Origin of the sequence: Vibrio coralliilyticus ATCC BAA-450, from assembly GCF_000176135.1 — a bacterium.
Classification (GTDB): domain Bacteria; phylum Pseudomonadota; class Gammaproteobacteria; order Enterobacterales; family Vibrionaceae; genus Vibrio; species Vibrio coralliilyticus.
This window is the reverse complement of the sequence record NZ_ACZN01000016.1, coordinates 864,081-887,313: the sequence shown is the minus strand read 5'-3', so window position 1 is coordinate 887,313 and position 23,233 is coordinate 864,081. Positions and strand designations below refer to the sequence as shown.

General features: G+C 45.2%; 16 protein-coding genes and 2 pseudogenes. 3 read left to right on the top strand and 15 right to left on the bottom strand.

The genetic code is table 11. The features are described from left to right. Positions 1-27: 27 nt before the first annotated feature. The 4 genes and pseudogenes from VIC_RS15175 to VIC_RS15160 form a co-directional block, all read right to left on the bottom strand. Positions 28-2,084 (bottom strand): annotated as a pseudogene (locus VIC_RS15175) (hybrid sensor histidine kinase/response regulator). A 119-nt stretch (positions 2,085-2,203) separates the two neighbouring features. Beyond that, positions 2,204-5,245 carry an AAA family ATPase gene (locus VIC_RS15170; protein WP_006960881.1) on the bottom strand — a complete coding sequence of 1,014 codons (3,042 nt, stop codon included), beginning with the start codon at positions 5,243-5,245 and terminating at the stop codon, positions 2,204-2,206. Positions 5,246-5,254: 9 nt separating this feature from the next. After that, positions 5,255-6,385 carry an exonuclease SbcCD subunit D gene (locus VIC_RS15165; protein WP_006960880.1) on the bottom strand — a complete coding sequence of 377 codons (1,131 nt, stop codon included), beginning with the start codon at positions 6,383-6,385 and terminating at the stop codon, positions 5,255-5,257. Between the two features lie 83 nt (positions 6,386-6,468). After that, positions 6,469-7,557, bottom strand: a complete 1,089-nt coding sequence (locus VIC_RS15160; RefSeq protein ID WP_006960878.1) for a ketoacyl-ACP synthase III — start codon at positions 7,555-7,557, stop codon at positions 6,469-6,471. A 175-nt stretch (positions 7,558-7,732) separates the two neighbouring features. Between VIC_RS15160 and trxC the strand changes: the two are divergent. Together trxC and VIC_RS15150 are read left to right on the top strand one after the other, a co-directional pair. After that, positions 7,733-8,166, top strand: a pseudogene (gene trxC, locus VIC_RS15155) (thioredoxin TrxC). A gap of 200 nt (positions 8,167-8,366) precedes the next feature. Next, positions 8,367-9,527, top strand: a complete 1,161-nt coding sequence (locus VIC_RS15150) for an MFS transporter (RefSeq protein ID WP_006960876.1) — start codon at positions 8,367-8,369, stop codon at positions 9,525-9,527. A gap of 1 nt (position 9,528) precedes the next feature. On the opposite strand, the gene VIC_RS15145 is transcribed toward VIC_RS15150, so the two are convergent. Both VIC_RS15145 and VIC_RS15140 read right to left on the bottom strand, forming a co-directional pair. Continuing rightward, on the bottom strand, positions 9,529-9,921 hold the full coding sequence (locus tag VIC_RS15145) for a nitrous oxide-stimulated promoter family protein (RefSeq protein ID WP_006960874.1): 393 nt from the start codon (positions 9,919-9,921) through the stop codon (positions 9,529-9,531). Next, positions 9,921-10,436 carry a GNAT family N-acetyltransferase gene (locus VIC_RS15140; protein ID WP_006960872.1) on the bottom strand — a complete coding sequence of 172 codons (516 nt, stop codon included), beginning with the start codon at positions 10,434-10,436 and terminating at the stop codon, positions 9,921-9,923. Before VIC_RS15140 ends, VIC_RS15145 begins: the two co-directional genes overlap by 1 nt. A gap of 108 nt (positions 10,437-10,544) precedes the next feature. On the opposite strand from VIC_RS15140, the gene VIC_RS15135 reads away from it, so the two are divergent. Continuing rightward, entirely contained in the window at positions 10,545-10,982 is a 438-nt protein-coding gene (locus VIC_RS15135) for a DUF4174 domain-containing protein (protein ID WP_021455888.1), read from the top strand. On the opposite strand, the gene nirD is transcribed toward VIC_RS15135, so the two are convergent. The 9 genes from nirD to VIC_RS15090 form a co-directional block, all read right to left on the bottom strand. Beyond that, a complete protein-coding gene (nirD, locus tag VIC_RS15130) occupies positions 10,983-11,309 on the bottom strand; it encodes a nitrite reductase small subunit NirD (RefSeq protein ID WP_006960868.1) in 327 nt (108 codons plus the stop codon). It abuts the gene before it with no gap. Then, complete coding sequence (nirB, locus tag VIC_RS15125) at positions 11,306-13,789, bottom strand: nitrite reductase large subunit NirB (RefSeq protein ID WP_006960866.1); 2,484 nt, start codon at positions 13,787-13,789, stop codon at positions 11,306-11,308. Before nirB ends, nirD begins: the two co-directional genes overlap by 4 nt. 10 nt (positions 13,790-13,799) lie before the next feature. Continuing rightward, on the bottom strand, positions 13,800-14,642 hold the full coding sequence (locus tag VIC_RS15120) for an ABC transporter ATP-binding protein (RefSeq protein WP_006960864.1): 843 nt from the start codon (positions 14,640-14,642) through the stop codon (positions 13,800-13,802). Between the two features lie 12 nt (positions 14,643-14,654). After that, a complete protein-coding gene (locus tag VIC_RS15115; protein ID WP_006960862.1) occupies positions 14,655-15,623 on the bottom strand; it encodes an ABC transporter permease in 969 nt (322 codons plus the stop codon). A gap of 62 nt (positions 15,624-15,685) precedes the next feature. Then, positions 15,686-17,059, bottom strand: coding sequence for a CmpA/NrtA family ABC transporter substrate-binding protein (locus VIC_RS15110; protein WP_006960860.1), 1,374 nt, complete (start codon positions 17,057-17,059; stop codon positions 15,686-15,688). 261 nt (positions 17,060-17,320) lie between these two features. After that, positions 17,321-17,902 (bottom strand): ANTAR domain-containing response regulator, encoded by a 582-nt coding sequence (locus VIC_RS15105; RefSeq protein ID WP_006960859.1) that lies wholly within the window; start codon positions 17,900-17,902, stop codon positions 17,321-17,323. Positions 17,903-17,995: 93 nt separating this feature from the next. After that, the gene (locus VIC_RS15100) at positions 17,996-18,952 is read right to left on the bottom strand and encodes a glycosyl transferase family protein (RefSeq protein WP_039951997.1); all 957 of its coding nucleotides are present in this window, start codon (positions 18,950-18,952) and stop codon (positions 17,996-17,998) included. Further along, positions 18,949-19,830: a uroporphyrinogen-III C-methyltransferase gene (gene cobA / locus VIC_RS15095; protein WP_006960857.1), complete on the bottom strand. Its 882-nt coding sequence runs from the start codon at positions 19,828-19,830 to the stop codon at positions 18,949-18,951. The genes VIC_RS15100 and cobA overlap by 4 nt, the downstream gene beginning before the upstream one ends. A gap of 11 nt (positions 19,831-19,841) precedes the next feature. Next, positions 19,842-22,439 (bottom strand): nitrate reductase, encoded by a 2,598-nt coding sequence (locus tag VIC_RS15090; RefSeq protein ID WP_039951995.1) that lies wholly within the window; start codon positions 22,437-22,439, stop codon positions 19,842-19,844. Between the last annotated feature and the right edge of the window lie 794 nt (positions 22,440-23,233).

Genomic DNA, 23,233 nt, shown 5'->3' with positions numbered 1-23,233 from the left:
TCAAAGGCCCAAACATCATGGGCCTTTTTAAATCCAGTTCGATATTTTATCCAGTAGTGCTTCTGTACCGGCAGGCTTAATAATATAATCATTCATCCCTGACTGATGAATCTTATCGATAGCTACAGATGTAGAGTCACCAGTATGGCCTAAAATCGGGATATTGGCGTACTCACTATCTGATGAACGAATAGCATTCGCTGCATCAAGGCCATTCAGTTGTGGCATCTCAATATCCATTAGCACTAAATCGACAAGGTTGTTCTGCAGTTTATCTAACACTTCTTGCCCGTTCTGAGCTTGAATCACCTCAAACCCCTGCTGTTCTAAAAGTATCGACGTGTAAGTACGGAGTGAATGATTGTCGTCTGCAATGACAATCGTTTTGCCCACGCGGACTTCTTTTCTTGGGAGTAAGTTTCGGTCAGGCTCAGGAGACTCAAAGAACAATTCGTCCAAAACACGCCCTGGCTCTAGCGACATTCGATGCTTCTCAACAGGATAAATGGTGAGGTGCCTTTCTATATCGTTGTGATAGCGGTTGTTCTCATCGTAGAGAAACACGATTCTCGCTTCAGTAAAGTGAAGCTTATTCTCTAATGCTGCTAGTTGATCAGGTGAGGTTATCACTGCATCTAAATCGATGAATATCAAGTCGTATTCAAATTCGTATTCTTCCCTATTGTTTGCCAGCTCAAGGTCAACGGTGTTAAGGGTAAAGCCTTTGTAGAAAGACTGTTCATTGAGGAGCCGTGCAATAACACTTGTTTCCCCAACATAGAGGGCTGATTTAGATTTCATTAGATCCAGTTTTATATAATCGACTCTCGCAGAATGATAATGAGGGAACGTCAGCGTGAATTCAGTCCATTCATTCAACTCAGACCGACAGCTGATTCTGCCACCTAAAGCTTGCATCACTTTTCGACAAAATGGTAAACCGAGGCCATAACTGCCTGACTTACCGAAGGTATAGAAATCTTTAAAAATGTTTTCAAGCACTTCAGGGGCGATACCAACGCCGTTATCCCGAAATACGATGGTACTGTTTTTATCGGAGCACTTTATTTCAACAGTAATTTGGAAGTGATTGCCATTCTGATATAAAAGGCATTTTTGAGAAGGTTATACAAGGCATACTTGATGAGCGTATCACTACCAAAAACTTCGGCATCCTGTTCACATTTGAACTGAACAGCCTGTTTGTCCTTTGAGCTTTTGTAAGCAAAGCTGGATAGAGAATCTTCCGTCACACGTTTCAAAGAATGCTTTCTGAATGTCGACGTTGATACACGGTTTTCATCAATAGAAGTTAACAGAAGATCAATGGTCTCATTACCATTCTGAATCACTTCATCCGCATCACTGAGTACTTCTCTCGCAATGGTTAATTCCTGATGAGACATTGAGTAAAATTCAGCAGTTTTGGACTTTTCATCAGGTAACAAGGAACTTAGCACGTCAAACGATGCTTTCAGTGCACTTAGCGGGTTACGCATTTCATGAGCGATTCCTGCGCCAAAGGACTTAGCTATAGATACTTTACTCTCATGTTCAACCTGATTACGGAAGTAAAACAGGTTCCCAAACACATATGTGAAGAGAAAAATCGGCAAATATGGCCACACAATCTTCTCCATGGCCAAACTAAAGTTAAATCCGTAGACGGTAATAAAAGCAAACAACAACGAAATCGCGGCTTGCAGAAGCATAATTCGTGTTTGATGAACAAGCAGAACATGGAGAAAAACTGAAGCCATAAACGACATCGCCCATATCGTCGACCATTCGTTCATAAACATCATATAGCTAAAGAAGTACGGCAGGCAGATCGCTATCGAGATGAGATAATATTGCGGCATATAACGCTGTATGTATTTAGGGAGCGCATGCCGAAAAGCAATTATTGCGAATAGGAATGAACAGAAGAGCCTGAGCGTCAGGCTTTCGTATGGCTGAGGGAATAAGTAGGACCAGACGTAGTAGTAAGTTGGAAAGCCAAGCAACCCCATCCAACCTACGAGCGTGAGGTTTGGTTCTGCATACTGGTATACTTTGCGAACTGATTCCAGAACTGCTGTCATGAATGATCCTGATGCCAACTAAAAGAGCTGTTTTAAAGGCCGCTCGACTTTTATAGCTTTTAACTAATAACTAGCACATTTAGCCACTTCCGACCAGAATATCGGCCCTATTAACTACTTTATGCGACATTGACTTTCAATTCGCTTCCCACTCGGCTGGACTTCACATCAATACGCAATGACATCTGTTCTTTAAGCTCGCTAACATGGGAAATTAAACCGATGGTTCTACCACTTTGCTGCAGGTCAATTAGCGTCTGGATGGCGAGATCTAATGACTCTGGATCTAAGCTGCCAAAACCTTCATCGATAAACAGCGTATCCAACCTGATACCGCCGCTGTACGATTGAACAACATCAGATAAACCAAGAGCTAAAGACAGCGCTGCCATGAAAGATTCCCCCCCTGATAAGGTTGCAACGTCCCTATTTTTGCCTGTGTAACTATCTTCTACCATCAGATCCAAGCCTCGTCCTGCCGCACCTTTGAAGCCTTCGGTTTTACGCGCAAGAATGTAGCGCCCCTTACTCATCAGGCTGAGCCTCTGAGATGCTTGGATTAGAACATCATCCAGCAATACGCCAAGGACAAATCGATGCAAGCTAACCCGACTTCCAGTCTTACCACTAGCGACGTCATACAGGGTTCCATACACCCTGTACTCAGCTTCCAACTTCGCATTCTTTTCGTGCAGTAAGACAATATCACGACGAACTTTCTCAAATCGTTCAAACTTCGAACGAGTAGTATCTAGTGCATTTCTCGCTTCAACGTACTCTTGGCTGCTCAATTCAACAAGTTTTCCTAGCTCAACCAAATCTGGCACTTGCTGGTCCTTAAGCGTATGTCTCAAATCCTCTAACGTCTGTTTCAGTTTAACTTCGGTTTTCGCGTGAGCTTCGACCGCTGCTTTCCAACGCTCTATTTGTTCATCCGTCGCCTTACTGTTGAGGTAAGCCTGCTCATCAGCAAACTGTGCTTCTTCAATTGAGACATGCCATTTCGTTTCTGCTTTATCTAAGTTACGTTTTGCTTCCGCTAAAAGCTGTGTGTTGCTCTGTCTTTGCCCTTCAAGCTCAGCATGATGCTTAGCAAGTCGCTGTTGCTGTTCATTGGCGTGTTCTAGTTGCTTTTGCAAAGTATCGATTGACGCTTTGGTTTGCTTATATTCATTGTCGACAGATTCCACAGATTGATGTTGTTCACCAATGGACTGAACGAGCATGTCTAAGCGCTGTTGAAGCGCCTGAATTGTTGCATCATGAGCAGACATCTCCTCTCTCAGGCGATTAATTTCATTGTCACCTTTTTCACAGCGTTGATTGAGCGTTGCAACCTCCGACTCCATCTGCTCAAGGTTAATTGAAACCAATCCAGCTAACTTAGCCTGACATTCAGAGTACTGGTTCTGTACGAGATCTAAAGAGAGGTCTCTATGTTCCCCCAACTCTTCCTGAAACGCTTCAATTTGAGTTTTTTGACGAGAGATAAGGGCATTCTGTTGTTCCTCAATGCGAGTTTGTTCGTTTAAAGAGTTCAGGGACTGACGCTCTTGGTTACGATAAAACTCCACTTGCTCTTTAGTCACTTCTTGACCATCAAACGAAGCAGGGTTCGGGTGCTCATCACTGCCGCACACCGGACAAGGCATACCTTGTTGAAGCTTACTAGCAAGAACCGCTGCCTGAGCATTATGCCAGCGCATTTCATATTCATCCGCTTGCTTGCTATGCTCTTGCCAATCGACCTTCAACTGTTGTACACGAGCTTGAATGGGCTGAAGACCTTGCTCTAAAGTAGCCAATTCCTTAGACAACAACTGAAGTTTATTGAGATCGGCAGTAAGACGCTGTAAGCGTGCAAGTTCAGACTCTACCGTTGCTTTACCTGCAATGGCTAGCTTCGCATTCTCGAGTTCTTGTTGAGCTTTAGATGCTTCTTGTAATAGCTTTTCTTTATGCGCCCGATATTTGATTAAGGTCGCGTTGAACTCTTGTTTCTTGGTGACAGAATCTTTCAGGCTTTTATCCAACTCCAACTTTTCGTTTAACTTAACTTTAATGCCTTCTAATTGGTAAACCTTATCTGTCAATGTCGGAATTGATTGAGCTTGCAGCGTAAACGTATCCAACTGCTGTTTGTGCTCTTCTATCGCAACATTTGAAAGTTGCAACGCTTTCTCAAGAGAACTGCCTTTTTCAGTTAGATCATGGACCTGTTTTGAGAGTGAAGTCCAGTTGGTATAAGGCACGTCTAGCTTGGAAGCTTGCTGAGCGATGGCCAATTTTTGTTGAATTTGAGCGTTGCTATCGCTTTTCTCACTATGCTCTGACAGCGCTTTCTCTGCGCTTTGCAGCTTTTCAAATTCACCTTGTAATTGGTTAGCTTTCTGTTGTGCTTCTTTGTTTTTATTCAACTTTTCAAGGGCAACCTTTTCACTCAAGCTCACCTCTTCAAGCAGCTTGGCGACAACATCAAGTTGCTCCGTTAACTCTTGTTCAGTGCTGGCTTCTGCCACTTGCAGGGCACCGCGAATCTGGTTATCAAACTCATCCTTTGATTTGCTGATCGCGCTCGCTTTGTCTTTCAGCGCAAACTCGATTTTCTTGTAAATATCAGTCTGGAACAATTGACCGAAGATCTCTTCCCTCTCTTTGGAGCTTGCAAGCAAGAGTTCACGAAACTTGCCCTGTGGTAACACCATCACCTGACGAAACTGAGTTTCATTCAGACCAATCAGTTCTGCGACCTCAACTTTAACCTGCGCTGTCTTGCTGGTTATCAGCTGCTCTTCATTCGTAATCTCATACAAAGAGGCAGTGTGCTTCCGTGTTGTTGTGCCTTCACCTCGGGCTTTAGGCGCGAGTTGATCGGGTGATCTCGTGACTCTGTAGCGCTTATACTTAAGTGCGAACTCGAACACCACTTCGGTCGGTAACGAAACTGCTGCCATATCACAGCGCATCTGCGTCCCTTCTCTTTCATTACCTGTTGTTTGGCCGTACAAAGCAAAACAAATGGCATCTAGAATAGAAGTCTTACCTGAACCTGTTGGGCCGTTAATCAAAAACAGCGGATTGGAACCAAGCAGTGTAAAGTCGATGTTTTCAGTGTTAGCAAAAGGGCCAAATGCCTGCATTGTCAGTGATAATGGTTTCATCGCTTGCCCTTACTGCTTTACCAGTTGTTTAATGATGTCGGTTATTGCGTGGTTTTGATCTTCATTTAGCTCACTATTTTGTGCTTCAAGGAAAAAATCTTTGAACATATCCACTTCACTACGAGCAAGCTTAGCCTGAGCCATTTCCTGTTCAATGCCCACTAACATACCTGGCTTTTCGATATGCAGAACATTTGGGTAAACCGCGCGAAGCTTTTCCATGGGATTAAGAATGGCGTGTTTATCCAGCAAACGAACCAACAAGTAATCGTGATTATTCGGATCTGTTTTACCAGCGGCGATAACTTCGTCTAACTCCCCTTCGATGATCCGCATTTGGTGAGGAGCAGTGAGATCAATGTGAGTTGCTGACACAAAGCCTTGTTCATTTAGCTCAACCAACGTCATTCCTTTCTTCTGATGCTGCTCAGAAAAACTGTATTTCATCAGTGAGCCCGAGTAACGGATATAGTCTTCACCCTTTTTTTGCGGCTGGTGCAGATGGCCCAGAGCTACATAGTCAAAATCGACAAAATGTTCATGGCTGACTCTGTCTGAGCCGCCAATTGATAAAGGACGTTCGGACTCGGACTCAATCGCACCGTCAACAAAGCAGTGACTGATCAAGACATTCTTTTGACCCGGTTTAAACTGAGACTTAATCTCTTCACTCAGCAGTCGATGAGCGTCATCGTGCGTTGATACAGGCTGGTCAAAATGGTGACGAACTAATTCCGGGTCGTTGTAGGGCATGCCATAAAAAGCCACTTCTCCGACATCCGTATTCAAGACAACAGGTTCCAGCATCTCTTTAAAATTCGAGATAATGTGCAAACCCGCCCCTTTCATTTGCGAGGACCCAAAGCCTAATCGCTGGGCACCATCATGATTACCAGGTATCAAAATGATGGGTAGCTTAAGTTCATTGCACACCTGATGGACAAATTCGTTCATCAATTCAATCGCAGCCGTTGGTGGAACCGAGCGGTCATAGATATCTCCAGCAATTACCAGAGCGTCAACGGAGTTAGATTGCAGATAATCTATCAATTGAGCCAAAACAGCTTTTTGATCATCCAGAAGAGAAACATTGTGGAATTGGCGTCCGAGGTGCCAGTCAGAGGTGTGAAGAAACTTCATTTAAGCCCTGCATTATTCTTATCGTCTAGGGCAGGATAATACCATTCTGAACCGTCTACTATCCAGAATGGTATTGATTTTAACTAGCTTGGCGCATGCTCTTTACAGAACTTGATCGCTTCATCAAGCAATTCAAGTGCAGATTTATCACATTCGGGTAGCGCCGCGTCACTACTACCCAAAGGCGTTACGCGGTCACCCCATTTAATATGACCTGCCCCCCACGTCAGTCCAGCACCAAATGCGGCCAGTAGCAAGTTATCGCCAGGTTTAACAAATCCTTCCTCCATGGCTTCACACAACGCCAGTGGTACCGTAGCCGCTGACGTGTTGCCATATTTGTGGATGTTCACAAACGCTTTTTCTTGGCTAATACCAGACAAGTCACACAATGTTTGAATGATGCGAATGTTTGCCTGATGCGGGATCACTACGTCGACATCTTCGGTAGAGAGCTGGCTACGCGCAAGCACGTTTTGAGCCGCTGAACCCATGCCTTTAACGGCACGCTTAAAGATTTCTTTTCCTACGAAGTTGAATTCCCAATAGCCGTTATCTGCTGCAAAGCGATCCATCGAAGTACCAAATTTGGGTACAGAGAGAATATCACGCCCTTTCGAATCACAACCTAACTGAGCTTGCTGTAATCCAACAGGCTTATCTGTTTTGCTCAGCACGACAGCACCGGCGCCATCGCCGAACAATACCGCGGTATCACGCATGGTCCAGTCGATAAAGAAAGATAGACGCTCGGCACCTATGACCAAAGCGTTGTTATAGTTACCCGCCTGAATCATACGTGTAGCTGTCTCTAGGCTGTAGAGAAAACCTGTACACGCAGCATTTAAGTCAAACGCCGTGGTCCCTATCATGCCAAGGTTCTGAGATACCTTTGACGCGATGTTCGGAATAAGAGAGTCTGGAGAACAGGTTGCGACGATAAGTAAATCAATATCACTCGCTTCAAGACCAGCGCATGCTAACGCATGTTTGGCAGCTACCGTCGACATATCAGACGTATTAACATGGCTGATACGGCGATTCTCAATGCCTGTACGCGTGCGAATCCATTCATCTGAAGTGTCAAGGAATGTACTTAAATCATCGTTGGAGAGCGTGGTTGGCGGCACGCATTTACCCCAACCTGTTATTTCTGCGTAGAATGTTGTCATTCGAAGCCTTTTATTCTTATTTGAGTTAGCGGCCCATTCGATCTGTTCAGTAAGACTGATAGAACTCTTGGGTAAATACTATTTTCAGAGTATAACTAGCGATTATCTGTGGTGTCACCTAATTGGTAAAATAGACGTCACACTTGCGTAGAAAAACACAAACAAGAGAAAAGTCATGTCTACATTCAACACACGTTGCCCTTCTTGCTCTGGCGTAAATCGTGTTCCTAATGAACGAGTATCTGAAAGCCCGAAATGCGGTAAATGCCAATCGGATTTACTGGACGGTGCGCCGGTTGAAGGAACCGAACTCAACTTTGATGCTATTTTGAACAGCAACCAACCCGTCGTCGTTGACTTTTGGGCGCCATGGTGTAACCCATGTGTCGGTTTCGCACCTGTATTTCTGATGTCGCCAAAGAGCGAGTAAATAATGTTCGATTTGTAAAAATAGACACGGAAAGCCAGCAAAACCTTGCAGCTAAGTACCAAATTAGAAGCATTCCTACTGTCATGGTATTCAAAGATGGCAAAAGAGTTGATGTTGTCAACGGAGCTCTACCTAAAGGCCAATTTGATCAGTGGCTTAATGAAGCTTTAACTAAGTAGCAGAAACAAAAATTTCCGCTCTAAAAGGCCGCTAGCATTCATCGCTAGCGGCCTTTTCTTTTATCTATAGCGAAAACTTGTGTCGAAAAATGATTTTTATCGACACGACTAAAATTATTCGTTTTACCAAATATAAAAATCGCTCCATAGTCGCGCCAAAAGACGTTCCATTTTATTAACTAACTCAAGAGGCTACGACGTTGGAAAACATCCTTGCTCCTGCACCAAAAGCTCGCATCTCAGTACCTGTTATCGCGCTGGCTCTTTATGCGGTAGCATCAGGCTACTTAATGAGCTTGATCCCACTTATGCTACCGGATTACGGGCTGGACAGCTCGTTGGCCAGTTGGCTAGCCAGTGTTTTCTATGCAGGTCTTTTAGTTGGTGCGATTGCGATTGAACCGTTAGTCACTCGATTAGGTCATAAGAACGCATTTGTTCTTTGTTTAAGTCTTTTCATCGCGACAATTTTCGCGTTGCCAGTATTTACCAACTCATTAGCATGGATGTGTGCACGCTTTTTGGCAGGTATCTCTGTCGCTGGCGTATTCGTTATTGTCGAGTCATGGTTGCTACATGGTGATGAAGCAGCCAGAGCAAAACGTCTTGGTCTCTATATGGCGGCACTTTACGGTGGCAGTGCGGTTGGCCAATTAGGAATTGGTGTATTGGGGGTTAACGGTGGCGTGCCTTTTATTGCCATCTTGACTCTGCTGCTACTCGCTATCGTGGTATTGCTGTTTGGAGAAACCGATCAACCAGAGTCTGCACATACGACCAATCTATCGTTCAAGCAGATCACTAGATTAAGCCATGCCGCGATTATTGGTTGCATTGTTTCTGGCCTGATTCTTGGCGCTATTTACGGATTAATGCCATTGGAACTCGCGCAGCAAGGTATTGATCATGATGACTTAGGTGGATTGATGGCTCTTGTCATTCTTGGTGGCATGGCAGTTCAACCGATTGTGCCATGGATGTCAAAGTACTTTGGTCGAACTTTATTGATGGCTTTCTTCTGCTTACTTGGCGCAGCGGCCATTAGCCTGATTGTACTAGACGAAAACATCAGAGTTTTAGCGGTCGGAATATTCTTGCTAGGCGTCGCTGCTTTTGCTCTGTACCCCATCGCAATCAATCTAGGCTGCGATAAATTGGAGTCAGAGTATATTGTTTCAGCAACACAAGTCATGCTGTTCAGCTATAGTTTGGGGTCTGTTTTCGGGCCAATCATTGCGGATTGGTACATGTCTGGAGATCATGGATTGATGGGCTACCTGTTTGCGATACTGCTGGCAACTTGCCTATATATGCTTGTTGCTAGCATCAAGACAAAACACCAAGCTGTCGCTGGTGAATAATTCAATCACTTCTTTTCCTTTTATGCCGGTTAGACGCCCCTCTAGCCGGCTTTTCGGGCACTGCTCTGCGCTCGTGAATCAAATGACGAATCGCAAGAATAGGATGAGATAACAACATGCGCGGCCCGGCATAGCGCATAACTTGGCGCATTTGTTCTTTAGGTTCAGGCTTATAGCAATGAATCGGACACTTATTGCAGGTGGGCTTGTCTTGACCATACTGGCAGCGATCAAGCCTCGCCTCAGCGTAGTCTTTCAGCTCTAGGCACGAGTGACACAAACAACCGTCTGGCAATCCATGGTGATCGCGACAATAAATCGCAATCATCGCACTGACCGTCTTAAACTCTGTCAGTAACTTGCCTTGTAATACATCCGAATGGGTAAACTTCATTAATCTGCGAATGACAATTGATATAAAAGTAAGTCAATTTTATCGCTTATTTGGCCTTGGACTTTGACATAGGTAAAGCCGAGTCGATTTAGCAGACTTTTGCTGGCTTCATTGTCCGAAGATGTTATCGCTACTAATTCTTCAATATCGCTGCGTTGTCTTGCGTACTCTACAACCGCTTGTCCAGCTTCTAAGCCATAGCCCTGACCAAATGAATCTGGCATAAAACCATAACCAATGTCATAGGCATCCAGCTCGTCGCGCTTAATCAAACCACAAACACCGAGCTGTTTACTGTCTGATTTACTTTCAACGACAAGCAAGCAAACACTTTTCGCCTCTCTCATCGCAAGCATATTGTTACGAATATATTCGACAGCATCGCCGCGGCTTCTAATGTGTTTGTCACCCACAAAGCGAAGGAAGCCTTCCGTGTTGTAGAGTGACTGAATAAAGACTGCATCCCCCTCGGTTGGTAAGCGCAGTTTCAAACGGTCAGTTTCTAGGTTTTCCATATCAGTTACTTACATATTACTCAGGTAAATGGTGAGCTTACCACCTACACTTAACGTAGAAAGTGATTGAGGTTTAGAAGCTCAACTCTTGTTTCACGGAGGCCAACTATGCGCTGTTTGATTATCACTCTATTGCTTATTCAGAGTATTGGACTTGCGTGGAGTTACCCCGCCTACTCACCGAAATGGGCCCACAGAAGCGTAATTTACTTTGCGCCAACCAACGACGAACATGTGAAGCAGTTTTTGCTTGAGACCCTAATCAATGAATGCGAACTATCCGACCGCGACGTTATTACTTTAGTCGTTACTCAAGATGGGTTTACCATTCCATCTTGGGTTAAGAACGAGTTTAACTTGCTAAGTATGTTCAGAGTCTATGATGTTGAGCCGGGTACACATACTGCAGTATTGATTGGCAAAGACGGTTCAGAAAAGTTGCGTTGGGGCAAAGAAACGGATTGGGAAAACATCAAGCAGACCATTGACTTAATGCCGATGCGCCAATATGAAATGGAGCAGAGGCCGAGCCCCTGCTCTGCTTAGCTAAAATAAAACCACAGCTCCTTCGTCAACTTCCACCGGCCAACATTTAATCTTTACGTCTGGTTGTTCAATACATTCACCTGTTTTTAGGCTGAAATGCTGCTTATAAAGGGGAGAAGCCACACACAGCTCTCCTTTAACATCACCGACTATGCCTCGATTCATGACGTAAGCCTTACCTATCGGGTCCCAGTTTTGTATCGCAAAAACGCCTTTATCAGGAATTCGGAAAAGCGCCACTTGTTCGCCATCAATTAATGCAGCCCTACCTTCGTAGGGTACTAGGTCATCCAATCGGCATATTTTTAGTTTCTGTTCGGTAATCATAGCTCCTCCTTAACTGGAATTCGCTGTCCTCTGATTCGCTGGTAAGGGAGCGCTTGGCTCGTAGAATCATCATTGATGAACGGACGGAACTTGCTGAGCTTATCCGGATTTTCCAGTGTACTCTTCCACTCACATTGGTAGGTTTCGACAATATGCTGCATTTGGCTTTCGAGTGAGTCACACAAGCCTAATGAGTCCTCGATTACCACTTGTTTCAGATACTCAAGGCCACCTTCAAGGTTTTCCATCCACACTGAGGTTCGTTGTAATCGGTCAGCAGTACTGACATAAAACATCAGCACCCGATCAATGAGTTGTACTAACTGCTCTTTAGTCAGGTCTGAAGCCAATATATCAGCATGTCTTGGGCGCATCCCCCCATTACCACACACATAAAGGTTCCAACCTTTTTCTGTAGCGATAACGCCAATGTCTTTGCTTTGCGCTTCTGCACATTCTCGCGTACACCCTGAAACTGCGAACTTGATCTTATGTGGCGCTCGCAAGCCTTTGTATCGGTTCTCCAATTCGATAGCTAACCCTACAGAGTCATCAACGCCATAGCGACACCATGTTGATCCTACACAAGATTTTACTGTGCGAAGTGACTTCCCATAGGCGTGACCCGTTTCAAAGCCTGCATCGATCAGTGTTTGCCAGATCTCCGGTAGCTGCTCCACTTGTGCACCAAAAAGGTCGACTCGTTGACCGCCAGTGATCTTGGTGTACAAATCGAACTTCTGCGCAACTTCACCCAGTACAATGAGCTTCTCCGGTGTAATCTCACCACCCGCAACCCGAGGGACGACCGAATATGAGCCGTCTTTCTGTAGGTTTGCCATGAAAGCGTCATTCGAGTCTTGAAGCGCACTGTGTTGAGGCTCCATTATGTGTTCGTTCCAGAGCGAGGCAAAGACTGATGCTGCGGTTGGTTTGCACAGATCACATCCTAAGCCTTTGCCATGCTTTCTCAATAAAGTGTCAAAGTCTTTGATTTGCTCGACCTGACAAATATGAAACATCTCTTGTCGAGACATTTCAAAGTGTTCGCAGACATGGTTATTGACTTCAACACCCATCGCCATCAGCTCAGCATCCAGTACTGTCTTAACCATATTGCTACAGCCACCACAGCCTGTCCCTGCCTTGGTTTGAGTTTTCAGAGTATCTAAATCATGTGCACCAGCCTGAATGGCTGACACTAGATCGCCTTTGGAAACGTTGTGGCAGGAACATATGATCGCTGTATCGTTCATTTCTCCTTGCAGCATACTGGTATCAAACAGGAGGTTGGCAGCGTGATCAGGGAGTTCAGTTTGATTGAGATAGCATTGCAGTAGCGCATCGTAGTCTGAGTTGTCACCCACCAAGATAGCCCCGAGCAAAAATTTACCCGTTTCATCGACAACTAGCTTTTTGTAAACACCGGACACCGTGTCTTGCAGGATCATCTCCTGTGCGCCTTCCGTCGTCTTATGAGCATCACCAATCGACGCCACATCGACACCAAGCAGTTTGAGCTTGGTGCTCATGTCAGCGCCCGTAAATCCTGTCGTTTCTCGTGCTGTGAGCTTGTCTGCCACTACCCGCGCCATGGCGTATCCGGGGGCAACCAGCCCATAAATCTTTTGTTGCCACAATGCACACTCGCCAATGGCGTAGATGCTTGCGTCGCTTGTCTGACATTCATCATCAATCACAATGCCACCTCGCTCCCCCAATGTGAGCCCAGCTTCCCGACCAAGTGCGTCTTGTGGCCGTATGCCTGCGGAAAACACAATGACATCCACTTCCAATGGTTCAGCATCTTTGAACACCAAACGATGCCGAGCGGTTTCGCCATCGCAGATCTTTTCTGTGATCATTGAGTTGTGAACGCTCAGCCCCATGGCTTCGATTTTTTCTTTTAGCACGGTGCCCGCTCCGTCATCGAGCTGGACTGGCATCAAGCGTGGTGCAAATTCCACAACGTGGGTCTTAACTCCAAGCAGTTTTAGCGCATTTGCGGCTTCCAGACCTAGCAATCCACCGCCAATAACTGCACCTGTTTTCGCCCCTTGGCACGCTTGTTTGATCTGAGAAAGATCTTCCAAGGTACGATAAACAAAGATGTCTTCTCTGTCTTTGCCTTCAATTGGTGGAACAAAAGGATACGAACCTGTCGCAAGCACCAACTGGTCGTAGCCAAGAATATCTTCGCCATCCAGTACGATACGTTTAGCCTGCTTATCGATAGAAGTCACCTGACTACCCAAAACCAACTCAATCCCGTGTCTCTGATACCACTCCTCACTACTCAGCATTAGATCCTGATGAGACTTTCCCGAAAACAAAGACGACAATTGAACTCGGTCGTAGGCTATAAACCTCTCTTCACCAATCACGGTGATCTTCTTTTCCAAATGCGCCCCACGCTCGACGAGCTGTGCGACAAGGTGGTGGCCGACCATGCCATTACCGACAATCACTACATGTTCCATACTCACTTCCTTATGCTGTCTTCGCAGGTGCAGGTTTGCTGTTTACTTTTTTCTTATCTGCTGGTGACTCTTGTTTCGATTGTTTTTCGTACAGGAATTTCAAAACAGATTGACGATAGCGCTGATAAACAGGGTTTTCAGCGAGTTCCACGCGATTTCGTGGGCGAGGAAGTTCAATTTCCAGAACTTCACCAATGGTTGCCGCGGGCCCGTTGGTCATCATGACTATCTTGTCTGAAAGCAGCACAGCTTCATCGACATCGTGAGTAATCATGATCACGGTATTGTTTAGCTCCGCCTGAATACTCATTAATGAGTCCTGAAGGCGTGCGCGTGTTAGTGCATCCAACGCACCAAACGGCTCATCCATAAGCAAGACTTTTGGCTTGAGTGCCAGTGCTCTAGCGATCCCAACACGTTGTTTCATCCCTCCAGAGATTTCATCCGGTTTTTTATCTGCAGCTTGAGTCATCTGAATCAGGTCAAGGTAGTGCTCAACTTGCTCGCGAATCCAGTGCTTACCTTTACCACCCGCCACCTGCTTTACCGCCAGCTCAACGTTTTGATATACCGTTAGCCAAGGGAGTAAGGAGTGATTCTGGAACACAACAGCCCTATCAGGCCCTGGCCCGCTCACTTCACGGCTATCGACAATCACGCCACCATCAGTGGGTAGATGTAGCCCTGCGACAAGGTTGAGGACCGTTGATTTACCACAGCCAGAGTGGCCAATCAGCGACACAAATTCGCCTTTATTAATTTGGAGGTTGACGTTTTTCAGCGCGATAAACTCACCATTGGGTGTCGGGAATCGCATTCCAAGTTGCGTCAAATCTAATAGTGGTTTTGACATCATTAATTCCTTTTATCGCAACGCTTGCTGTTTGTTCCATGAAAGCCATTTCTGAAGCTGCAACATTCCTCTGTCGAGCATTAGTCCAATAAAGCCAATCGTAATAACAGCGACCATAATCCGCCCTAGTGATGCTGAACTGCCGTTTTGAAATTCATCCCAGACAAATTTCCCTAGCCCAGGGTTTTGCGCCAACATCTCGGCCGCAATGAGTACCATCCATGCAATACCTAGCGATAACCTTAGGCCGGTGAAGATCATAGGAATAGCTGAAGGCAGAACAATGGTTCGGATATGCTGCCACCAAGAGAGCTGCAGTACCTTGCTGACGTTAATCAGATCTTTGTCGACACTCGTAACACCTACAGCAGTATTAATTAAAGTCGGCCATAAGCTACACAAAGCAACCGTCAGTAGTGAGTTAATAAAAGACTTCGCAAACAAAGGATCGTCACTCACATAGGTCGCGCTCACTACCATGGTGACAATAGGTAACCAAGCCAATGGCGACACTGGTTTTAGTAATTGAATGATGGGGTTAAATGCTTGATAAAGCCCTTGGTTGAGACCTAGCATTATCCCGAGTGGGATGGCAAGCAGTGTCGCCAACAAAAATCCGGCTGCCACCGTAATTAGGCTGGTGATGATCTGGTCAAAGAATGTCGGCTTTCCTGTATAAGGCCTTATCTTCACTTTTGCTTCAGGATTCTTTGCCAACTTTGCTGCGTTGCGCTTTTCCTGACGTTCAATAAAAGCTTGTTCTTTGTCTCTCTCTTGCCAATGTTCGTTAACCAGATTACTAAACTGATGATATGTCTGAACTGGCCCCGGTAATGTACCGAGCGATGTTTCGACCTGACGGGCGCTTAAGTGCCAAAACATGAGAAACATCAGAATGCCAATCAGAGGGAACAGAATCAGTTTACTTTTATTAGCCACCAGCTTAGGGCTGGAAACCAGCGATATGACATTGCTAGGCATAGTTACTCCTTTTACTTCTTAATTCCTTTTAAAGGAGAGCAGATTGCTCCCCTTCATTGCCTCTAAACCTTGTCTTTACCTTTCAAACCAATACTGAATTTCTTGAGGTAGGCATTAGGCTCGCGGCCGTCGTAAACAATGTTGTCGATGAAATGGGTTTGAGGTGCTCGAAAGCCATCTTCCTTAGCGAAATCCGGGAAATCTTTCGTTGCCAAAACACCGTCCTCTATTAGCGCATCGGCTGCTTGCTGGTAGATATCTGGTCGGTAGACTTTTTTCGCGATATCCATGTACCAGTCATCTGATTGTTCCTGAGAGATTTGACCCCAGCGGCGCATTTGCGTCAGATACCAAATGGCGTCGCTGTAGTAAGGATACGTTGCGTTGTAACGGAAAAAGACGTTGAAATCCGGCACAGCTCGCTTGTCGCCTTTTTCGTATTCAAACGTGCCCGTCATTGAATTCGCGATCACTTCCGCATCTGCACCAACGTACTCGCTTTTCGCCAGCAGTTTGACTGCTTCGTCTCGGTTCGCGTTGTTATTTTCATCCAACCAATGTGCCGCTCGAATTAAGGCTTTCACAACCCGTATGTGGGTATTTGGGTATTTCTCTGCCCATGACTTCGACACGCCGAATACTTTCTCCGGATTGTTTTTCCAGATTTCATAGTCCGTAACCACTGGTGCGCCAATCCCTTTAAACACCGCCTGTTGATTCCAAGGTTCACCTACGCAGTAACCTTTAATGGTTCCTGCTTCCATAGTTGCTGGCATCTGTGGTGGTGGTGTTACGCTCAGCAATACATCTGCATTGACCTGTCCGCTGTTATCACCCGTTTCAGGTGCGTAGTAGCCGGGGTGTATCCCGCCTGCAGCTAACCAGTAACGTAGTTCGTAGTTATGTGTCGAGACTGGAAACACCATCCCCATGTTGAAGGGCTTACCTTCATCAAGGTAGCTTTCGACAACTGGTTTGAGTGCATCCGCTTTGATTGGGTGAACAGGTTTTCCATCAGCCTGTTTGGGGATGTGTGGCTTCATCTCTTCCCAAGTATCATTAGAGACCGTGATCGCGTTTCCATTTAGGTCCATGCTGAACGCTGTAATGACCTCTGCCTGCGTTCCAATACCGATCGTTGCCCCCAAAGGTTGACCGGATAACATATGCGCACCGTCAAGCTCACCGTCAATGACACGGTCAAGCAGAACCTTCCAGTTAGCTTGCGCTTCCAACGTGACATACAGACCTTCATCTTCAAAAAAGCCTTTCTCGTAAGCAACCGCAAGCGGTGCCATATCAGTGAGCTTGATAAAGCCAAACTTGAGATCTTCCAGTTCAGGCTCGCCGAGTTCAGCCCAAGCAGACGGTACAGAGACCGATAATGCTAGGGGAAGAGCCAATAGTGATTGTTTAAAAGTTGACGTCCATTTCATTCGCTTTCTCCAAATAAAAAGCGCTACTGCTCTTTCGAGCAGTAGCGCCGTTGCATTCCTTCATTACCGCCGTTGGTAACGTTGAATCGCGTGTGAACCAAATTTCTAAAATATGTATTCCAAGTTACGTGCCAATACTATTTTTCTTTTTATTTCATAACCTTACAAACCTGAAGCATTTAGTCAAAATGATTGATGCTATTAAGTTGTGCATACTGCACCATTACGGAAATTTATGCCTAACCCCAAAGAGGTAGTTCGCTATTTCAAGGTTTCTAAAGTGATCAATATGTTTTTCGCCACTTGAGCCAAAGTCTGGCTCGACTGCATTGCAGATTTTCGCATCGCTTTATAGGCAGACTCTTCATCCACATTATGCATTTTCATCAGCAACCCTTTGGCTTTTTCTATCATTTTTCGCTCTTCCAGTTTCCCTGCTAAGGATTCAATTTCAGACTCCATCGCCAGCAATGATGCCCTCGCAATAGCGGCATGTTCGAGCCAAGGTTTAAGGCTAAGATCAGAATCGGCAGGTAACAAAACGTAATCCATACGCTCTGGTAAACGATTAATATCATTGGATAAAAACTGCTTAATCACGACGAGTAATGGCCGCTGTTTCTCGCGACAAACATCAATGATTAAACGAAGTTCCGCACTGGGCTGTTTCCAACCCGCGACAACATTGGCACCCGGCTCACGTTGCAACAAGGCTTCAAATTGGCTTAGCTGACATCCAATGACATCGTCATAATCCTGAGCCAATAAGGTGGTCAGCCTTGCTTGTTCTTCCAGCGAATCGCAGCAAACAATGGTGGGAGTTTTAGAGATTTTCTTTTGCATAACATTCCTTGTTTTATCTCTTTGCTTGTAAGAGACATAACAAGGAATGTGCCAGAGTGATTAAGTCAACTTAGGTAGGGACTCAAAAAATGCTTATGAGCGAGACTCACAATGTTTTGACCATAGCTGATACGCTTGTTCAAAGGATTTGTCTTTATCGCCCGTTTCAGCAAACAGAATGCTAGCCATTGTGGTAACAACGGTGTTTGCCATCATATTCAGCTCTTCCTCTGGCGTACATAACGGGCACTCATCAGGCAATGGAATGTCTGTGAGCATTTGTTCCGTCCAATAGTGCGATTCCACACCGGAAGGCGTACTCATCCAAACCGTTTGACTGACCTTAGGGTTATATTCGGACTCCCCAGATTGGCCTTTGAAGGACACAACCGCATGACGAGTCAGCCCGATTTCACTCTCTACCTCGGCATGCAACTGCTGGAATCCGGGGTGAAAGCTGCCACGAATGCCAATCTTGGCACCACCTGGGTTTAGCGCTCTCACCACGGTGTTAATCGGGGTACGTAAACCATAGCGATTTTTCCAACCAATCATGGTTTCAGCTTGAGGCGCGAAATACTTGAGTGGTAAGTATGCAATGTTGCTTTCTTGGAGCACATTCTTGGCGTGCTCAGCGGACTCAACCTTTTTGACATCCAGCACACTCAGGTAATCTTCTGCATGCTCTCGCCCAGCGGGCCTATCATGATATCCGTGCAAGAGCACTTTTCTGCCACTATCAGCCAGTATTTTCGCTGCCAACAGATGCCATGGTTTACCCGCGGCTTTTCTTTTACCTGCGTAACATGGCCAATCAATATCGGCGCCAATGTTAGGCACGCGAGATTGAAATGCTTTTACGAAGCCAGCAATTTCCTGACGAGTTTCATTTTGCACTCGAATCAGCATCAGCAGCATAGCCATCTGATCATCGTCGCATCGTCCATCAAGGTAATCATCCATGACGTGAAAAGCTTGATCAAACGTCAGTGGCTTACGGCCTCGTTCACCTCGACCCACCGTTCGAATACATTCCTGAATTATGCTCATGTTACCTCTTGAGAAATCACCGACTCTACGGTCGCGTTAAGTTGTTCACGAAGTGTGACGACTTCCCCCAAGATAATCAATGCCGGACTCACACCTTTCAGCGCTTCTGACAGACTTGCTAGGCGGCTTAAGCTTGATACATGGACTTTCTGCTGAGAGCTACACCCGTGTGTTACTACCGCTAAAGGAAAGTCATCTCTCATACCGTGACAGAGCAATCCATCTTGTATCTCACTGGCCTTTTCCAATCCCATATAAAACACCAACGTTTGCCCAGACGATACGAGTTGAGCCCAAGCAGGTAGCGCGCCTGATACGACTTGCCCCGTCACAAACGTCACGCTTCGGGCCAACGCTCTGTGCGTCAATGGTATGTAGGACGCCGCTGCACAACCAATTGCGGCGGTGATGCCAGGTACTACTTCATAATCAATGTTGTTTTGCGCCAGCAGTAGCCCTTCTTCACCACCACGACCAAAAATAAAAGGATCGCCTCCTTTAAGCCTCACGATCATGTAACCAGACTCTGCTAAATCCACCAAAATCTGACTGATTTCTTCCTGTTTTAAACTAGGCTGACCACAGCGTTTACCTACATAGATCAGTTTCTCGGCCTTTTCTGCTAGATCTAAGATCTCTCGATTGACTAAGCGGTCGTAAACCACCACATCAGCCTGCTTAATTAGTTTTAACGCTTTGACGGTCAGTAAGTCAGGGTCATTTGGGCCAGCGCCAACTAGATAGACTTTTCCTTTTGTTCGATAGCGGTCAAGTTTGTGTAGCTTACAAGAATCGTTATACAGTTGACGGTGTTCGCTGAAGCTTGCACCATTCAAATCTGAATATGAACCTTCCCTTAGATTGATATCGTATTTCATCTTATGCCCCTTTATTTCATCACTGCTGTCTTAGCACTATGCTTATTCACTAACGCTTCAACCTGAGGAATACACGAGCCGCAATTAGTGCCGCATTTGAGCTGATTTTGTAATTGGGAAACATTGTGACAACGACCGCTCTCCAAAGCAGAAGTAATCTGTTTGTCGCTAACTCGAAAACAGCTACATACCAGTTGGCTGGACTTCTCACTCGAAGCAACCGCAATTAGCTCAGCAAATGACAGTGGTTTACCCATCAAATCAATCAGTTTGGTGTAGTCAATTTCAACAGGCTTAGGGGAGACAACAAGGATAGAAGTGACAATACGGCAACTTGAGGTCTCTTCATAATCAAAAGCCAGCCAGCCTACTGGCAGATCAAGCATGATCCTCTGTTGGTTAGATTTCTGACCATAAGACTTGGATACGCGTTTTGTATTAGCAAATCGCCAAATGCCAGACTGCTTTTCCGCCTGAAATGCACAGTAAGCAAAAGACTCTTTAGAGAACTGAGCACCAATGTACAAACCGTAGCTAGCAATCTTCTCTGGCAATACTTCAACACGACTGGACTTAAAAGCTGGCTGCCCAGAATGAGGGTCGACTAAGCGGCTTACCACCGCATTAACTTGACTATTTCCAGCATAATCTCCAGCCCAATGCATCGACATATACAGCTGTTTTATCGGCAGGGTGTCTTCAATCGTGGCTTTAGCCAGTATGCTGTTGTCACCGTTCACGACCCTAACCAACTCACCCTTTTTAGCACCTAATAGATCGGCGGATAATTGGCTCATATAAACTGTAGGCTCCAATTCGCTGGCAGCCAGATGAGCAATGTGCCCTGTTCGTGTCATTGTATGCCACTGGTCTCGCTGCCTACCTGTATTGAGCCACCAGTGCGGATCTTGAGCTTCTGGCAGCTGGTCACTGACAACAAATTTTGCCTTGCCATCAGGAAAGCTAAATTTTCCATCTGAAAATGGCTGGTCTTTACCCCACTGTTGCGGCCGCCAGTCGTCATATTCTTGTTCGGAGATATCTGCATGTTCAGAGAGATCAAGCATCAGCGATGAGTCTTGATTTAATCCTGTCATGGCGGAGAACTCTCTAAATACTTCCACCTCATTGGAGAAACCAAATCCGTTTGCTATTTCCATTCGCTCACAAAGCTTCTTGCCCACTTCACAAATCGCTTGCCAGTCTGGCTTAGCACACCCAGGTGGTTGAATAAATCGACGTTGCCGAGTTATGCGTCTTTCTGAATTGGTGACCATGCCCTGCTTTTCTCCCCAGCCAGCGGCCGGCAAAAGGAGATTGGCGTATTTCGCAACATCCGAATCAGGCGTGATGTCAGAAACAATGACCGTTGGGCAGCGTTCCAATGCTCGACGGACGTAGTCATGATCCGGCATGGATACCACGGGATTCGTCGCCATGATCCAGATAACCTTGATATCACCACGTTCAACTGCTTCAAACATCTCTACTGCTTTCAATCCCGGTTTGGTCGCAATATCAGGTGAGCGCCAAAACGCTTTGATAACGTCAATCGATTCTTGGTCGAAGCCGCGATGAATCGCCAGCTGATTGGCCAGCCCGCCAACTTCACGCCCACCCATGGCATTGGGCTGGCCAGTAATCGAAAACGGTCCTGCGCCTTCCATACCAATAGAGCCAGTGGCTAAATGCGCATTAATGATCGCATTACCTTTGTCTGAACCAGTTTGTGACTGGTTTACACCCTGACAAAACACCGTAACTACTTTACGCGTTTCGCTGAACCAGCGATAAAATGTCAGCAGTGATTGTTTATCAATACCGAGCGTATCGCTCAGTTGAGCGAGAGTGAATTTGGAGTTTTTCAGCTTTTCCGCTAACTGGTTGAAGCCTGAAGTGTTCCGCTCAATAAATTCAGTATCCAAGCAACCAGTGTCAATACAATGCCTTATAAGTCCGTCGAAAAGCGCGATATCAGCATCGTTGGGGATAGAAAGATGAAGATCCGCTTGTTGAGCCGTTACCGTTTTTCGAGGATCAATCACCACGAGTTTCAGCTTTGGGTTCTTTTCTCTTGCTTGTTGGATACGTCTAAAGATAACTGGGTGCGTCCATGCGGTATTCGCGCCGCATATAACAATGAGCTCAGCTTTATCTAGGTCGCTATAGTTGACCGGCACCACATCTTCCCCAAACGCACGATTATGTGCCACTACCGCGGAAGACATGCAAAGCCGTGAATTGGTATCAATGTTTGCACTGCCAACGAAGCCTTTCATCAGCTTGTTTGCGACATAATAATCTTCAGTCAGAAGCTGGCCCGATACATACATCGCTACAGAATCAGGACCCTCCGTTTGTATTGAGTTGTTCATGGCTTCTGCAATCACATCTGTCGCTTCATCCCAACTGATTTCTTTGCCATTGAACTTAGGGTAAAGCAAACGAGACGGCATATTGAGGCTCTCAGCTAACGCTGAACCTTTCACACAAAGCGCCCCTTTGTTCGCAGGATGCGCATCGTCACCTACAATCTTCCCTTTATCGACTTTCACCCCACAGCCAACTCCGCAATATGGACAGGCTGTCTTTATACATTCCGTTGTCATCACTCACTCCTTGAAATAAAAAAGCCTCCTCCACTGCTTTAGTGAAGGAGGCTCCATTGCCCGTGACGTTGTTGTACATTCTTTTCTAACTCGCGACTTTGAACACGAGCAAAACCAGTGCCATACTAGGATTTTAAATAATTCAATAAGTTACCATTTCAACCACTTCTCAGTCGCACCAACTCTGTGCATCGCAATACCATAGTGGTTCGCTTCATCGGTATCTTCATCAACTAAACATGCGCACTACTTTCGGAATTTGAGTACGAACGTACACAGGCTAACGTTGTTAAATTATTCTCCTCTCTTCCGAAAATTAACTATTAACTCTTTTATCTAATTATTGGAGATTTATTTGGGCAATTTGTTCCAACAATGATTTATTTAAATAAATCACCAAACAATTAACCACAAATATTTTACAGATATACAGTTATTTAAAACATGCGTTTGTAAAATAAATTATTAAAAAATTTAGAATAACAAATCTATCACTTAAGCTTTTGTTTTTATGAGTTAATAACTATTGAGACCTTTATTTATCTGGCCTGCCATTTATTTAACTTTTACTAATTTAAATATTACTAAAAATAGTGCGAACAAACATTGATCAGAAAATTATATTTTATGTGATCAATAACGCATTCTAATCGATATCATTGCTATAGATTTAGCCAAAATGCTTGACGGAGGTAATAAAAAACAAACTTATAAAAAACCATATTAAAACAACACAGCTTGCTAGAAATATAAAACTCAACTCTTTTTGCTATATAAAATGCTTTAAATGGCAG

Excerpts from the sequence above, each read along its gene's own strand:
- VIC_RS15170 (WP_006960881.1), bottom strand. The coding sequence starts at position 5,245 with ATGAAACCATTATCACTGACAATGCAGGCATTTGGCCCTTTTGCTAAC.
- VIC_RS15165 (WP_006960880.1), bottom strand. The coding sequence starts at position 6,385 with ATGAAGTTTCTTCACACCTCTGACTGGCACCTCGGACGCCAATTCCAC.
- VIC_RS15160 (WP_006960878.1), bottom strand. The coding sequence starts at position 7,557 with ATGACAACATTCTACGCAGAAATAACAGGTTGGGGTAAATGCGTGCCG.
- VIC_RS15145 (WP_006960874.1), bottom strand. The coding sequence starts at position 9,921 with ATGAAGTTTACCCATTCGGATGTATTACAAGGCAAGTTACTGACAGAG.
- VIC_RS15140 (WP_006960872.1), bottom strand. The coding sequence starts at position 10,436 with ATGGAAAACCTAGAAACTGACCGTTTGAAACTGCGCTTACCAACCGAG.
- VIC_RS15135 (WP_021455888.1), top strand. The coding sequence starts at position 10,545 with ATGCGCTGTTTGATTATCACTCTATTGCTTATTCAGAGTATTGGACTT.
- nirD (WP_006960868.1), bottom strand. The coding sequence starts at position 11,309 with ATGATTACCGAACAGAAACTAAAAATATGCCGATTGGATGACCTAGTA.
- nirB (WP_006960866.1), bottom strand. The coding sequence starts at position 13,789 with ATGGAACATGTAGTGATTGTCGGTAATGGCATGGTCGGCCACCACCTT.
- VIC_RS15120 (WP_006960864.1), bottom strand. The coding sequence starts at position 14,642 with ATGTCAAAACCACTATTAGATTTGACGCAACTTGGAATGCGATTCCCG.
- VIC_RS15115 (WP_006960862.1), bottom strand. The coding sequence starts at position 15,623 with ATGCCTAGCAATGTCATATCGCTGGTTTCCAGCCCTAAGCTGGTGGCT.
- VIC_RS15110 (WP_006960860.1), bottom strand. The coding sequence starts at position 17,059 with ATGAAATGGACGTCAACTTTTAAACAATCACTATTGGCTCTTCCCCTA.
- VIC_RS15105 (WP_006960859.1), bottom strand. The coding sequence starts at position 17,902 with ATGCAAAAGAAAATCTCTAAAACTCCCACCATTGTTTGCTGCGATTCG.
- VIC_RS15100 (WP_039951997.1), bottom strand. The coding sequence starts at position 18,952 with ATGAGCATAATTCAGGAATGTATTCGAACGGTGGGTCGAGGTGAACGA.
- cobA (WP_006960857.1), bottom strand. The coding sequence starts at position 19,830 with ATGAAATACGATATCAATCTAAGGGAAGGTTCATATTCAGATTTGAAT.
- VIC_RS15090 (WP_039951995.1), bottom strand. The coding sequence starts at position 22,439 with ATGACAACGGAATGTATAAAGACAGCCTGTCCATATTGCGGAGTTGGC.